This window comes from Agrobacterium sp. LMR679, from assembly GCF_027157905.1.
Classification (GTDB): Bacteria; Pseudomonadota; Alphaproteobacteria; order Rhizobiales; family Rhizobiaceae; genus Agrobacterium; species Agrobacterium leguminum.
This window is the reverse complement of sequence record NZ_JAPVOJ010000002.1, coordinates 1389730-1404344: the sequence shown is the minus strand read 5'-3', so window position 1 is coordinate 1404344 and position 14615 is coordinate 1389730. Positions and strand designations below refer to the sequence as shown.

14 protein-coding genes and 2 pseudogenes are annotated in these 14615 nt (G+C 59.3%); 5 read left to right on the top strand and 11 right to left on the bottom strand.

Features of this window, described 5'->3' with window-relative positions:
- Positions 1-83: 83 nt before the first annotated feature.
- From dut to cysK, 3 genes are all read left to right on the top strand, one after another.
- Positions 84-554 (top strand): dUTP diphosphatase, encoded by a 471-nt coding sequence (gene dut, locus O3W47_RS17505; RefSeq protein WP_269314266.1) that lies wholly within the window; start codon positions 84-86, stop codon positions 552-554.
- An 87-nt stretch (positions 555-641) separates the two neighbouring features.
- Positions 642-1259, top strand: a complete 618-nt coding sequence (locus tag O3W47_RS17500; protein ID WP_269314265.1) for a LysE family translocator — start codon at positions 642-644, stop codon at positions 1257-1259.
- Positions 1260-1400: 141 nt separating this feature from the next.
- The gene (gene cysK, locus O3W47_RS17495) at positions 1401-2369 is read left to right on the top strand and encodes a cysteine synthase A (protein ID WP_003520103.1); all 969 of its coding nucleotides are present in this window, start codon (positions 1401-1403) and stop codon (positions 2367-2369) included.
- A gap of 211 nt (positions 2370-2580) precedes the next feature.
- On the opposite strand, the gene O3W47_RS17490 is transcribed toward cysK, so the two are convergent.
- From O3W47_RS17490 to rsmI, 11 genes and pseudogenes are all read right to left on the bottom strand, one after another.
- Positions 2581-4113: a YifB family Mg chelatase-like AAA ATPase gene (locus O3W47_RS17490; RefSeq protein WP_269314264.1), complete on the bottom strand. Its 1533-nt coding sequence runs from the start codon at positions 4111-4113 to the stop codon at positions 2581-2583.
- Positions 4114-4298: 185 nt separating this feature from the next.
- Positions 4299-5258, bottom strand: a complete 960-nt coding sequence (gene gshB, locus O3W47_RS17485; RefSeq protein WP_003503823.1) for a glutathione synthase — start codon at positions 5256-5258, stop codon at positions 4299-4301.
- A gap of 243 nt (positions 5259-5501) precedes the next feature.
- Entirely contained in the window at positions 5502-6014 is a 513-nt protein-coding gene (locus tag O3W47_RS17480; RefSeq protein ID WP_080818111.1) for a cupin domain-containing protein, read from the bottom strand.
- A 109-nt stretch (positions 6015-6123) separates the two neighbouring features.
- Positions 6124-7224, bottom strand: coding sequence for a sn-glycerol-3-phosphate import ATP-binding protein UgpC (locus O3W47_RS17475; RefSeq protein ID WP_127756756.1), 1101 nt, complete (start codon positions 7222-7224; stop codon positions 6124-6126).
- A 10-nt stretch (positions 7225-7234) separates the two neighbouring features.
- Positions 7235-8077, bottom strand: a complete 843-nt coding sequence (gene ugpE / locus O3W47_RS17470; protein WP_003520108.1) for a sn-glycerol-3-phosphate ABC transporter permease UgpE — start codon at positions 8075-8077, stop codon at positions 7235-7237.
- An 11-nt stretch (positions 8078-8088) separates the two neighbouring features.
- Positions 8089-9057 carry an ABC transporter permease subunit gene (locus O3W47_RS17465; protein ID WP_174024117.1) on the bottom strand — a complete coding sequence of 323 codons (969 nt, stop codon included), beginning with the start codon at positions 9055-9057 and terminating at the stop codon, positions 8089-8091.
- 83 nt (positions 9058-9140) lie between these two features.
- Positions 9141-10439 (bottom strand): extracellular solute-binding protein, encoded by a 1299-nt coding sequence (locus tag O3W47_RS17460; protein ID WP_269314263.1) that lies wholly within the window; start codon positions 10437-10439, stop codon positions 9141-9143.
- A 120-nt stretch (positions 10440-10559) separates the two neighbouring features.
- Positions 10560-10724: pseudogene (locus tag O3W47_RS25385) on the bottom strand (DapH/DapD/GlmU-related protein); the annotation flags it as partial.
- Positions 10725-10946: 222 nt separating this feature from the next.
- Positions 10947-11087: pseudogene (locus O3W47_RS25380) on the bottom strand (maltose acetyltransferase domain-containing protein); the annotation flags it as partial.
- Positions 11088-11121: 34 nt separating this feature from the next.
- Positions 11122-11490 (bottom strand): YraN family protein, encoded by a 369-nt coding sequence (locus O3W47_RS17450; RefSeq protein ID WP_003520112.1) that lies wholly within the window; start codon positions 11488-11490, stop codon positions 11122-11124.
- Complete coding sequence (gene rsmI, locus O3W47_RS17445) at positions 11480-12421, bottom strand: 16S rRNA (cytidine(1402)-2'-O)-methyltransferase (protein WP_269314262.1); 942 nt, start codon at positions 12419-12421, stop codon at positions 11480-11482. Before rsmI ends, O3W47_RS17450 begins: the two co-directional genes overlap by 11 nt.
- A gap of 267 nt (positions 12422-12688) precedes the next feature.
- Between rsmI and dnaN the strand changes: the two genes are divergently transcribed.
- Positions 12689-13807, top strand: a complete 1119-nt coding sequence (gene dnaN / locus O3W47_RS17440) for a DNA polymerase III subunit beta (protein ID WP_269314261.1) — start codon at positions 12689-12691, stop codon at positions 13805-13807.
- Between the two features lie 194 nt (positions 13808-14001).
- Positions 14002-14595 (top strand): phospholipid N-methyltransferase PmtA, encoded by a 594-nt coding sequence (gene pmtA, locus O3W47_RS17435; RefSeq protein ID WP_269314260.1) that lies wholly within the window; start codon positions 14002-14004, stop codon positions 14593-14595.
- The last annotated feature ends 20 nt before the right edge of the window (positions 14596-14615 follow it).

The window sequence follows — 14615 nt, the reverse complement described above, 5'->3', positions numbered from 1 at the left end:
ATCCTGTGGAATTGCGGGCTATCTAGCGTTTCAGGCCCACATTTGCAATTGACCTTGCCCCGATCTCGGCAAACTAATGCCGCATGACCCTTCAAAACGACAATCGCCCCCCTCTCCGGCTCGTCCGCCTCGCCAACGGCGCTGACCTCGAATTGCCGTCCTATGAGACCCGTGGCGCCGCCGGCATGGACCTGCGCGCTGCCGTACCTGCCGGTGAACCGCTGGCCCTGCGACCCGGCGAACGCGCGCTGGTCCCGACCGGTTTCATCTTCGAGGTTCCGCAGGGTTATGAGGCGCAAATCCGCCCCCGCTCGGGCCTCGCAATCAAGAACGGCATCACCTGCCTCAACTCTCCCGGCACGGTGGACAGCGATTATCGCGGCGAGGTGAAAGTCATCCTCGCCAATCTGGGCCAGGAGGCTTTTATCATCGAGCGCGGCATGCGCATTGCGCAGATGGTGATTGCGCCGGTAACCCAGGTTGTTGTGAGCGAGGTGACGGAGACCTCGCAGACGGCACGGGGTACCGGCGGTTTTGGCTCCACCGGGGTTTAGCGACGCCGCTGGAACAGACGCGCGGACTGATTGTCTTTATCTGGCAATTTCGTTATGGATTTAGCGGATTTTCCGGGAAACACGATCATGACGCTGACGACCCTTTTCGCCTATGCCACTGCCCTCTTCATCGCCGCCGCCATTCCAGGCCCCGGCATGACGGCGATCGTGGCGCGGGCGCTGGGTTCGGGCTTTCGCGAAACCTTCTTCATGGGTCTCGGGCTGGTGCTGGGCGACATGATTTACCTGACCGCTGTGATCCTGGGCCTGGCCTTCGTGGCGCAGACCTTTCAGGAAGCCTTCATGGTGCTGAAATTCGCGGGCGCGGCCTATCTCCTTTATATTGCCTGGAAGCTTTGGACCGCCGGCCTGCTGCCACAGGAGCTGAAGGCAAAGAAAAGCACCAGCATGCCCATGTCCTTCCTGTCCGGTCTGCTGATCACGCTCGGCAACCCGAAAACCATGCTGTTTTATGTGGCGCTGGTGCCGACGCTGATCGATATCCGCATGATCGGCCCTTCGGAATATGCGACACTTCTCGCCATCACCTTCGTCGTGCTGATGACGGTTCTCCTGCCTTATATCCTGCTTGCGGCCAAGGCGCGTAACCTCCTGAAAAGGCCGAGCGCCTTGACGATCCTCAACCGCACGGCGGCGGGTATTCTGGCCGGAACCGCGACCATGATCGCGATCCGCAGCACGTAAAACAAATTCGTGCATTTATGCGATTTATCGTGAAATTATTCCTGCAATCTAGGGATATTAGGACGAACGTTCGCTAGCTTGCGAAAGCTATTGCTCCTATTCTGCCGCTCAAATCTTGCGGTCTTTACACAGGAGAGCATCATGCCCGAAGCCAGAAAGCCCGGACGCGGACGCGTCTATTCCTCGATTACGGAAACAATCGGCGACACGCCGATCGTGCGGCTCGACAAGCTGGCGAAAGAGAAGGGCGTGAAGGCCAACCTTCTCGCCAAACTCGAATTTTTCAATCCCATCGCCTCCGTGAAGGACCGCATCGGCGTCGCCATGATCGAAGCTCTGGAAGCTCAGGGCAAGATCACCCCTGGCAAGACCACGCTGGTGGAGCCGACCTCCGGCAACACGGGCATTGCGCTTGCCTTCGCGGCCGCTGCGAAGGGCTATAAGCTGATCCTGACCATGCCTGAAACCATGTCGGTTGAGCGCCGGAAAATGCTGGCCCTGCTCGGCGCCGAACTGGTGTTGACCGAAGGTCCCAAGGGCATGAAGGGCGCCATCGCCAAGGCGCAGGAACTGGCCGAAACGCTGCCCGACGCCATCATTCCGCAGCAGTTCGAAAACCCTGCTAATCCCGATATTCACCGCAAGACGACGGCTGAAGAAATCTGGAACGACACCGAAGGCACGGTCGATATTCTCGTCTCGGGTATCGGCACCGGCGGCACCATCACTGGCACAGGTCAGGTGCTGAAATCCCGCAAGCCCGAGGTGAAGGTCATTGCGGTCGAACCTGCCGACAGCCCGGTTCTTTCCGGCGGCAACCCCGGCCCGCACAAGATTCAGGGCATCGGCGCCGGTTTTGCACCCGCCATCCTCGATACCGGCATTTATGACGAGATCGTCACCGTGACCAATGACGAGGCTTTCGAAACCGCGCGTCTGGCGGCAAGGCTGGAAGGCGTGCCGGTCGGCATCTCCTCGGGTGCGGCGCTGGCGGCGGCAATCAAGGTCGGCGCGCGGGAAGAAAATGCCGGCAAGAACATCGTCGTCATCATTCCTTCCTTTGCGGAACGTTACCTTTCGACGGCGCTTTTCGAGGGCCTTGGACTTTAAGCCACGCTTTCAAGCGCGGTACGATCGCGCGCCAGATTAGCGAATATTCTTATGTGCCGCCGGCTCCGCTGGCGGCACAATGTTTTTTAGGCAAGGCAAAAGGGCAACCTTCCAGAGCATATCCGGTTTAAACGGAATCGGTGGATGTGCTCTATCTCCCTGTTTTTACGGATTTCCGGACGCACAACCGCTTCGCACTTTACTGGATGCTCTAGGCTGCCGCCGTCAGCCTTTCGCCTGAGATACGATAGGACACGGCTTCCGCCACATGGATGCGGCCGACCGTCTGTTTGCCATCCAGATCGGCCAGGGTGCGGGCAACCTTGAGAATGCGATGATAACCGCGCGCGGAGAACTTCAGCCGCTCGGCTGCATCGCGCAACAATTGCAGCCCGGACGCATTCGGCTCGGCATATTTTTCTATCAGGGTCGTCGTGCAGCGGGCATTGGTGCGAATGGCGCCAAATCCCGCTGCAGCGTAACGTTCCTGCTGCGCAAGGCGCGCCCGGGCAACACGGGCGGCGACCGCCGCACTCGGCTCTGACGCGACTGGGCGGATGAGATCGGCGGCGGAGACAGCGGGAACGTCGATGCGGATATCGATACGATCCAGCAGCGGGCCGGAAATGCGGGCCTGATAATCCGTCACACAGCGCGGGCCTCGGGCACAGGTGAAACCCGGCTCTCCCGCCATGCCGCAGCGGCAGGGGTTCATCGCCGCAACGAGCTGAATTTCCGCCGGATAGCTGACGCGATGATTGGCCCGAGCAATAATGCATTCGCCCGTTTCCAGCGGCTGGCGCAGTGCATCCAGAACCTGCGGCGAAAATTCCGGGAACTCATCCAGAAAAAGAACGCCGTGATGGGCGAGCGAAGCCTCACCCGGCTTGGCGCGAAGCCCTCCGCCGATCAGCGCCGCCATGGTAGCGGAATGGTGCGGGGTGCGGAACGGCCTGCGGTCCGAGAGCTTGCCGCCGGACAATTGGCCGGCGATGGAATGAACCATCGAAACTTCCAGCAATTCCGCCGCCTCCAGTGGCGGCAGGATGGATGGCAGGCGGGCTGCGAGCATGGATTTGCCGGAGCCGGGCGGCCCGACCATAAGCAGGTTGTGACCCCCGGCGGCCGCCACCTCCAGGGCGCGCCGGGCGCTCTCCTGTCCTTTGATATCCGCTAAATCCGGCAGATTGACCGGGTTGGCGCGAATGGCGGGCGTCGGGCGCGAGAGAAGCTGGGTGCCGCGAAAATGGTTGGCCAGCGCAATCAGACTGCGCGGGGCGAGAATATCGATACCGGCGCCGGCCCAGGCCGCTTCCGGCCCGCTTTCAGCCGGGCAGATCAGCCCCTTGCCAAGCGCATTGGCGCCGATCGCCGCCGGCAGGGCGCCCGAAACCATACCGATGGTGCCATCAAGATTGAGTTCGCCGAGAACCACATAACGTGCCAGCATTTCCGCCGGTATCGCGCCCAAAGCGGCCATGAGGCCAAGCGCAATGGGAAGATCGAAATGCGATCCTTCCTTGGGCAGATCGGCAGGCGCGAGATTGACGGTGACTTTTTTGGCCGGCAGCGCCAGACCCGAGGCATGCAGGGCGGCCTGCACCCGCTCGCGGCTTTCGGCCACCGCCTTGTCGGGCAGGCCGACAATCTGGATGCCCACCTTTCCCGGCGCGACCATGACCTGCACCTCGACGGGCACACCCTCTATGCCCTGAAATGCGACCGTATTGACCCTTGCCACCATGGCCTGCCCCCGCAAACCGGCCGCGCTAGTCAGAGCTTCATGCCCTATCGCGGCCACCCGCAAGCAACCTGCCACAAGGCAAAGAATAAAACAAGAACATCCAGCGAACAATTTCTCGCTGGCGATGTATTTTAGTTGTGTCTAGTTGTACTCGCGGAACAAAGCTGGACCGGCGAAAGGTCGCCTCAGAAATCCTGCGCTTCGCGCTTTTTCTCGATCGCATCCCACAACAGGCTTGCGACATCCGCACCACCGAATTTCCGCACTTCGCGAATGCCGGTCGGCGAGGTGACGTTGATTTCCGTCATGTAGTCGCCAATCACATCGATGCCGACGAAAAGGAAACCACGTTCCCGCAAGGCAGGGCCGATGCGGCGGCAGATTTCCTTCTCGCGCGCCGTCAGTTCCGTCGGTTCCGGCCGGCCGCCGGCATGCATGTTGGAGCGGGCGTCGTTTTCCGCCGGCACTCGGTTGATTGCGCCAACCGGCTCGCCATCTACCAGGAGGATGCGCTTGTCGCCCTTGCGGACGTCAGGAAGATATTGCTGGGCGATATAAGGCTCGCGGAACATCTGACCGAACATCTCCAGCAGCGAGGAGAAATTGCGGTCGTCGCGCGCGGAATGGAAGACGCCGGCGCCACCATTGCCATAAAGCGGCTTGAGGATGATATCGCCCATTTCATTGCGGAAGCGGGCGATTTCCTCCACGTCCTTGGTGATCAGCGTCTTCGGCATCAGATCGGCGAATTCGGTGACGAAAATCTTTTCCGGCGAGTTGCGGACCCAGGCGGGATCGTTGACCACCAGCGTTTTCGGATGAATGCGTTCCAGCAGATGGGTCGAGGTGATGTAAGCCATATCGAATGGCGGATCCTGACGCAGATGGATGACATCCATGGTCGACAGATCGACGCGCTCCGGTTCGGAGAGCGAGAAATGATCGCCCTTGATGTCACGCAGTTCCATCTGCTCGACAGTGGCGTAAATCTTGCCATCGCGCATGGAAAGGCGCTCGGGGGTATAATGGAACAGCCGGTATCCGCGCGCCTGCGCCTCAAGGCTCATGGCGAAGGTGGAGTCACCGGCGATATTGATGCCGGAGACATGATCCATCTGGATCGCGACGTTCTTGATCTTCGCCATGCGCATGTTCCTCTTGCAGCATGCGGACGCTTTGCCGGCCCGCGGTGCCCATTGCCTCGCCTTTTCAAGCTTCCCTGCAGGACCGGTAGAAACCCGGAAATGCTTCAGAAAACCCTGAAGATGTAGGGCAGCGACCATTCAAAGGCAACTGCTGCAAGCGGTGGTTCGTGTGAGTTTTATTGAACCTTCACAATTCCGTCGGCGGAGCCATGCAGGCCCCGCCGACTGGAATGTTTAATGGGTTCAGGCCGCCAGCTTATAGGAACGGCCGGCAAACAGCTTGTTCTTGACGCGATAGGCAAGCGCCAGCGCCTTGGGGAACGGACGGCGCATGAAGGCAACCTTTCGGACATAATCATCCACCCGCCAGGTGGCCCATGTTCCCGCAGGGAAATAGGCGACATCGCCGACCCGCAGGATGCTGATGGAACCGTCTTCCGCGGTCACATGCACTTCGCCTTCGAGAATATACACGGTTTCATCCCAGCCGAAGAACCAGCGGAATTCGCCCGCCGTGCAATCCCACATGGCGGTGCTTGAAGCACGGTCGCCGCTTCTGGAATGATCCGCCGCGCGCGCCTGGGGGTTGCCGGAAATGATCCATTCCGGATTGATGGGGGCCGGCTGAAGCCGCAGATCGGTGCAGGATGCACTGACAACGGCCTCGTCTTTTGACCGGCGCAAATAGGCCGGCAAAATCGGCACCGTGCGGATCGCCATGGTTGCCGCGGCAGCGAACATCATTTTGAAGGACATATTAGAAAACCCCCGTGAAATATTGGAGGTCTTCTATCATCGGGATCGTAACGAAGCGGTTTTGACAATCGGCGCAATTTTAGTCATCGCGCCGATTTCTGCGAAGCACTCAGGCCGTCGCCATTTGCGTGGGCTGCGTCGCCAGCTGCTCCGCTTTGCCGGCAATGCGCTTGCCGGTTTCACTGGAGAAGAAATGCAGTTTTTCCGGCGCTATCGTGACGGAGAGCGCAGACGGAACCTCGACATCCGGCGGGAAAGCAACTGTCAGGCTCTGGTCGCCGATCATGCCGTGGATAAGGCGCTGTGACCCCAGTTCCTCGATGTAGTCGACCCGAAGCGGGAAGCCCTGCTCACCTGCCGTAGCGAGGCGGAAATCTTCCGCCCGCATGCCCACCGTCACGGGGCCGGAGGCAGGTGCGAAACCGTTGAGCGCAAAGAGCGACGGACCGATGGCGAGGCTATCGCCATGCAATTCGGCGTTCAGCAGGTTCATGGCGGGAGAGCCGATGAAACTCGCAACGAAGGTCGAGGCAGGGGTGTGATAGACATCGAGCGGCGCGCCGATCTGTTCGATACGGCCGCCATTCAACACCACAAGGCGATCGGCCAGCGTCATGGCTTCCAGCTGATCGTGGGTGACGTAGATCGAGGTGGTGCCGAGGCGCTTTTGCAGGCGCTTGATTTCGCCGCGCATGGAAACGCGCAGCTTGGCATCGAGATTGGACAAAGGCTCGTCGAACAGGAAGGCCGCCGGCTTGCGCACGATGGCGCGACCCATGGCGACGCGCTGCCGCTGGCCGCCGGAAAGGGCGCGCGGCTTGCGATCCAGATAGGGTTCGAGCTGCAGCATACGCGCGGCTTCGGCCACACGCGCATCGATCTCAGTCTTCGGCGTCTTGCGGTTCTTCAACCCGTATTCCAGGTTCTGGCGCACCGACATATGCGGATAAAGCGCATAGTTCTGAAACACCATGGCGATATCCCGGTCCGCCGGATCGGCCTGATTGACCACCCGGTCACCGATCTTCACCGTGCCTTCGGAAATATCCTCAAGCCCTGCGACCATGCGCAGAAGCGTGGATTTGCCGCATCCGGAAGGGCCGACCAGAACGATGAACTCGCCGTCCCTGATGTCGATATCGACGTGGTGCACGGCGCGCACGCCGCCATGATAATCCTTGCAGACCTGACTGATTTCTATCGCGGCCATTTCGGTCTCCTTATTTATCGCTTTCGGTCAGGCCCTTGATGAACCAGCGCTGGAAAATGACGACGATCAGCACCGGCGGCAGCATGGCCAGCACGGCGAGCGCGAAAGCTTCGTTGTAATCGGGAATTTGCGAACCGACCCAGACCTGCAGGATCGACTTGATGCCGCGCATCAGCGTGAAGAAGCCCTCATCCGTCGTCATCAGCATGGGCCAGAGATACTGGTTCCAGCCGTAAACGAACATGATGATGAAGATCGCCGCCATCATGGTGCGGGACAGGGGGATGAGAACGTCGATGAAGAACTTCACCGGCCCTGCGCCGTCAATGCGGGCAGCCTCCAGCAACTCCTCCGGCACGGATTTGAAAAACTGCCGGAAATAGAAGGTGCCTGTCGCCGAAGCGAGAAGCGGCACGATGAGGCCGGTATAGGAGTTCAGAAGGCCAAGTTTGCTCATCACCTCGTAGGAGGGCATGATACGCACTTCGAGCGGCAGAAGCAGCGTGGTGAAAATGATCCAGAAGGCGAGCGTCGCAAAACGAAAGCGGAAATAGACGATCGCATAGGCCGCCGTCATCGACAGGACGATCTTGCCGACGGCAAAACCGATGCCGAGGATCAGCGAATTCAACACCATGTTGAGACCCGTGATCTGCCCGGTGAAGCCGCCCTTCTGGGTCAGGACCTTTTCATAAGTCTCGATGAAATTGTCACCGGGAACCATCGTCAGACCGCTGCGGTGGATTTCCGCAGCGGTGTGGGTGGAGGTCATGAAGGCCACGATGACCGGTAATATCAGGAACAGCGCGCCGATGATCAGCACCAGATGATCGAGGGGTTTTGTCTTGTACATGGTCTTTTCCCTCAATTGTAATGGATGCGCTTTTCGATGAAGCGGAACTGGATGATGGTGAGAACGAAGACGACCAGCATCAGGATGACGGACTGGGCAGAAGAGCCACCGATGTCATTGCCGCGGAAACCGTCGAGAAACACCTTGTAGACCAGCGTGATCGGATTGTTGGCCGCCTTGTCCTTCACCATCACGTCGATGACGCCGAATGTGTCGAAGAGCGCATAGGTGATGTTGATGATCAGCAGGAAGAAGGCCGTGGGCGCCAGAAGCGGCATGATCACCGTCCAGAACCGGCGAAAGCCCGAGCGGCAGTCGATGGCGGCGGCTTCCCGCACCGAGACCGGCACGCCCTGAAGACCCGAAAGGAAGAAGATGAAGTTGTAAGGGATCTGCTTCCAGACCGCGACGACGATCATGGCGAAGGCCGTATCGAAATAATTGAGGCCGACCTTCATGTCCCAGCCGAGGAATGCGGCCATCTTGACGAAGGGGCCGATATGCTGGTCGAAAAACATCATTCCGATGAGACCGGCGACCGGCGGCGCGATGGCATAGACGGAAATCAACAGCGTCTTGTATGTCGAGCTGCCACGAATGACCGCGTCGGCCTTGACGGCGAGCAGCAGGCCGAGCGCCAGCGAAAAGAAGGTGACCATCACGGTGAAGACAACCGTGAATTTGGCGATGCTGAGATATTCGGGGCTGAAGATCGCATCCGAATAGTTGGCAAGTCCGACGAAGGAAGCGCCGAAGCCGAACGGGTCTTCGATATAGAAGGACGAATGTATGGCCTGAACCGATGGCCAGTAGAAGAAGATGAAAATCACCGCAAGCTGCGGCGCCAGAAACAGGTACGGTACGTAGGACGAGGAGAACTGCACGCGCTTCATGCCGGCGTCGGCAGGTTTGGCTGGCTTTCCAGCCTTTGCGGACCAGCCGGACAAAAACCGGCGCGGTTGAGACGATGTATAGGCCACGCTTGCGCTTCCTTATCCGAGAGCGAGCCTCCCTTCCGTGGGAAAGGAGGCTCGGCAATGGTCATTGGTTTCGAAACAGACGATCAGCCGGCCGTCTTGGCGAAACGGGCGAGCAGGTCGTTGCCTTCCTTCTCGATGATCTCGAAAGCAGCCTTCGGCGTAACTTCGCCGGAGAAGATGCGGTTATATTCGCGTTCCATGACGGCGCGGATCTGCGGGTAGAAGCCGAGGCGGTAGCCCTTCGACCATTCGCCGCCCGGCAGCGAGAGCTGCTGGATACCGACTTCCGCGACCGGCTTTTCCTTGTAGTAGCCTTCAGCCTTGGCCTTTTCGTAAGCCGCCTTGGTGATGGCGACGTAACCGGTTGCCTTGTGGTAGAAGACCTGGATTTCCGGCGAGGTCAGGAACTGGAAGAAGTCGGCCACGCACTTGTTTTCGGCTTCAGACTTGCCAGACATTGCAAAGAGCGCAGCGCCGCCGATGAAGGAGTTGGTGCCGGCACCCTTGATGGAGCCCCAGTAAGGAAGGAAGGTTGCCGAGAACGGCATGGTCGCCGTCTTCTGCAGGCCGCCGAAGGAGCCCGAGGAACCGATCCAGAAGGCGACCTTGCCTTCTTCAAACGGCTTCTGGTTGTCGTTCCAGCCGGCGCCGTAATAGGCGAACAGGCCCTTGTCTTTCCAGTCCTTCAGCTTGTCGAACATCACGACGAGGTTCGGGTCGGTGACCTTGAGCTTGGTGTCGGTGACGCTGTCGTAACCGTTGTTGTTGGTGGCGAACTGGATGTTGTTGCGGGAGAAGAAGTTCTCCGTGAACTGCCAGGTCAGCTGCGACTGAACGAGCGGAATGTAGCCGGCTTCCTTCAGCTTCGGCGCAACCTGCTCGAACTCTTCCCAGGTCTTCGGGGCTTCGACGCCGGCCTTCTTCAGGGCTTCGTCATTGACGTACATGATGGGAGCGGAGGAGTTGAACGGCATGCCGACAAACTTGCCGTCAGCGGCAGCGTAGAAATAACGCACGCCGTTGATGAAGGCGTCGCGGTCGAACTTGTAACCGGCCTTGTTGATGAGGTCTTCGGCGGGAATGACAGCGCCCTTGGCGTTGATGATGGTGGCGGCGCCAGCATCGAAAACCTGGAGGATGTTCGGCTGTTCGCCGGAGCGGAAAGCAGCGATGCCGCTGGCCAGGGCTTCTTCGTAGGAGCCCTTGGAAACCGGCGTCAGAGCGCATTCTTTCTGGGCTTCGTTGAACTTCTGGGCGACTTCGTTGATGACTTCGCCATTGCGGCCGCCCATGCCGTGCCACCAGGTGATGTTGGTAGCAGCCATGGAAGACGTCGCCGAAATGCTGACGGCCACTGCGGCCATGGAAATCTTCTTCAACATTACTAAATCCTCTCCACCATTTATTGGGATGAGGATGCGAATAGAGACGTTCCATGACGCCTCTTTGACAGTTCCATGTCAGATTTATTACAGCGACTGACGAAAATCTCAGTCGGCCATGCGCTTTATGGGCCGAGCCGGATTTCCGACCACCGTAACCCCCGGCGGCACATTGCGCGTCACCACCGAACCGGCGCCGACAATCGCTCCGTCACCGATGGTGATGCCAGCCAGAAGGATCGCTCCGCCGCCGATCCAGACATCACGGCCGATCGTGACGGGCTTTGCGATTTCAATGCCTTGCGCGCGCGGCACCGGGTCCAGATGGTGTTCCGCACAATAGATCTGCACCGCAGGCCCCAGCATCGCGCCGTCGCCTATCGTAACTTTCGCGGAATCGAGAATGGTGCAGCCGGCATTGAGATAAACATTTTTGCCCAGCGTGATGTTGAAACCGTAAGCGCAATGAAACGGCGCTTCGATAAATGCCCCTTCTCCAACAGAAGCGAAAAGAGCCCGTAGCAAGGGGGCCATTGCCCCGCGCCCATCCGGCGGCATCGTATTGTGCTGGTGGACTGCCCCTCGTGCCCGCCAGCGCAATATATCCAGCTCAGCATCCATGCAGCTGTACCACTCGCCCGCAGCCATTTTTTCCCGCTCGGTGGACATTTTTTCCCTCCCCTCAAAAGGCATCGATAAAATGCTGCGGCAGGCGTCGCGGCAAAACGGCGATGATATCGAAACGCAGCGAAAACCGCGCGGCATCCTTGCGGCGGGCGAGCCATAGATCGGCAGCGGCCCGAATACGCTGCTGCGAATGGAAACCGACCGCATCCACGGCACCTTCGCCGGACGTTCGCGCCTTGACCTCGACGATGGCGACGAGGTCCTTCTTGCGGGCGATGAGATCGATTTCGCCCAGCCGGGTGCGATAACGAATGGCGAGGATGCGATATCCCTTCAGCAGCAGATAAAGAGCCGCCCAATATTCCGCGGCATGGCCGCGTCGCTCGGCCTTGCGCCTTTTATTGCTTCGCCCGTCAGCGGCCATCCGTTTCCTTCATGTCCAGCAGCCTTTGATAAAGCTCCTTGCGCGGCAGGCCCGTCAGCTTTGCGGCTTCGCCTGCCGCCTTGGCGGCGGGCATGGTGGCGACGAGATCCTTCAGCAGTTTCTCGACATCCTCGATATCGGGAATCTCGTCATAGGAGGGCGGCTCCACCAGAAGCACGATCTCACCCTTCACCACACGGTCGCCATCGTAATAATCCGCAAGCTCGCCCAGCGTGCCGCGCCGGAACTCCTCGAAGGTCTTGGTCAGTTCGCGGCAGACCACGGCGCGGCGGTCGCGGCCGAGCACTTCGGACGCGACCTTGACGGAAGCGCCGATGCGATGCGGCGATTCAAAGAAGATCAAGGTGGCCGGGATTTTTGCGAGTTCGGCAAAACGGTCGCGCTTGCCCCGATCCTTCACCGGCAGGAAGCCGGCAAACAGGAAAGCGTCGCTCGGCATTCCCGAACCCACGAGGGCAGCGAGCGGCGCGGATGCTCCCGGCACCGGTACGACACGATGCCCGGCCTCGAGCGCGAGCTGGCCGAGGCGGTAACCGGGATCGGAAACGAGCGGCGTTCCGGCATCCGAGACCAGCGCCACGGATTTTCCCGCCTCAAGCGCTGCAATGAGCTTCGGCCCCGCTTCGTTTGCATTGTGCTCATGATAAGAGAGCGGGCGGGTGCGAATACCGTAACGTTCGAGCAGGATGCGGGTGACGCGGGTATCCTCGCAGGCGAGAACATCGGCCGAGGCCAGCGTTTCCAGCGCGCGGATGGTGATATCGCCAAGATTGCCGATGGGCGTGGCCACGAGATAAAGCGCAGGCTCCAGCGGCCGGGCCGGAATGGTGGCCGTGCCGATCCTGAAGCTCTTTGTTGCATCTCTCAAGTCGCTGTTCGATATTTCTTCCGTCACACGGCTTCCAATCATTCTGGCCGATTATTCGCGGCCGGTCGCTCTGGTTTCCTCTCTTTATGGGCAATAGAAAACCGGCGAACAAGGTCCACGGACGCCCCCAGCCTGTGGATCATGCTGTATAGCAGCAAAATGACCCGCGGCAGATGCACTCGGCTCTTGCATTTCCTGCAATAACTCTGCCATTTTGCCCGTCCACATTGTCCGGCTTTCTGGCCGGTGAAGACTCTTCTTGCCGATCCGGCGGTGGCCGGTTCGCAACGGTTGAAAGCGGTAGCGTCCATGCGTATTACTCTTGAGCGGTCGAACCTTCTGAAATCGCTGAACCACGTCCACCGGGTCGTCGAGCGTCGCAACACGATCCCGATCCTGTCCAACGTCCTGCTGCGCGCATCCGGCGCCAATCTGGACATGAAGGCGACCGACCTCGATCTCGAAATCACCGAAGCGACACCGGCCATGGTGGAGCAGGCAGGCGCCACCACCGTGCCGGCGCATCTGCTTTATGAAATCGTGCGCAAGCTGCCGGACGGTTCGGAAGTGCTTCTGGCCACCAATCCGGACGGCTCCTCGATGACGGTTGCCTCCGGCCGTTCGAAATTCTCGCTGCAATGCCTGTCGGAAGGGGACTTCCCCGACCTCACGGCCGGCACCTTCAGCCACACCTTCAAACTGAAGGCGACCGATCTGAAGATGCTGATCGACCGGACGCAATTTGCGATCTCGACCGAAGAAACGCGTTATTACCTGAACGGCATTTTCTTCCATACCATCGAAAGCAATGGCGACCTGAAGCTGCGCGCCGTCGCGACCGATGGTCACCGCCTGGCGCGCGCCGATGTGGATGCGCCTTCCGGCTCCGAAGGCATGCCGGGCATCATCATTCCGCGCAAGACCGTCGGCGAGTTGCAGAAGCTGATGGACAACCCGGAACTGGAAGTCACGGTTGAAGTTTCGGATGCGAAAATCCGCCTGACCATCGGTTCGGTCGTCCTGACCTCGAAGCTGATCGACGGCACATTCCCGGATTATCAGCGCGTGATCCCGACCGGCAACGACAAGGAAATGCGGGTCGATTGCCAGACCTTCGCGCAGGCTGTCGACCGCGTCTCGACCATTTCCTCCGAGCGCGGCCGCGCCGTGAAGCTCGCGCTCACCAACGGCCAGCTGACGCTGACCGTCAACAACCCGGATTCGGGAAGTGCGACGGAAGAAGTGGCTGTCGGTTACGACAATGATTCGATGGAAATCGGCTTCAACGCCAAATATCTCCTCGACATCACCTCGCAGCTTTCCGGCGACGACGCGATTTTCCTGCTGGCCGACGCCGGCTCGCCGACGCTCGTTCGCGACACCGCTGGCGATGATGCGTTATATGTTTTGATGCCGATGCGCGTTTGAAAACGCGAATTTCTCATCGGTTTCATCCAAAACGCCGGGGAACTGCTTCACCGGCGTTTTTTGATTCGGCCGAAGAAGGTTTCACGTCGGAAGTGAATTTTTCCAGTTACGACATTTTGCCTTGTTTTTGCGCCAAATGGGATCAACATTGCGTAACAGTTTTTTGACAATGACCAAAAGCATCTGAGGGAACTATGGCACTTAACCTGAAGCAACGGCTTGAACAGAAATTTGAAGAAGAAATCCGCTTTTTCAAGGGCATGGTCAGCCAGCCGAAAAAAGTCGGGGCCATTGTGCCGACATCGTCGATCACGGCGAAAAAAATGGCGAGTGTCATCAATCCCCATTCCGGCCTGCCGGTTCTCGAACTCGGCCCCGGCACGGGTGTCATCACCAAGGCCATTCTGGCGCGTGGCATCAAGCCGGAGAACCTGACCGCCATCGAATATTCGACCGATTTCTACAATCAGCTGCTCAGGAGTTATCCGGGCGTCAATTTCGTCAATGGCGACGCCTTCGATCTCGATGCGACGCTTGGCGAACACAAGGGCCAGATGTTCGACAGCGTCGTTTCCGCCGTGCCGATGCTGAATTTCCCCATGGCCGCCCGTATCAAGCTTCTCGACGAATTGCTGAAGCGCGTGCCCCATGGCCGGCCCGTCGTGCAGATATCCTACGGCCCGATTTCCCCCATCGTCGCGCAGCCGCATCTCTACCACATCCGCCATTTCGATTTCATCGTGCGCAATATTCCGCCGGCGCAATTGTGGACCTATATGCGGGCCTGATATTCGACAGAGTGCCGGAA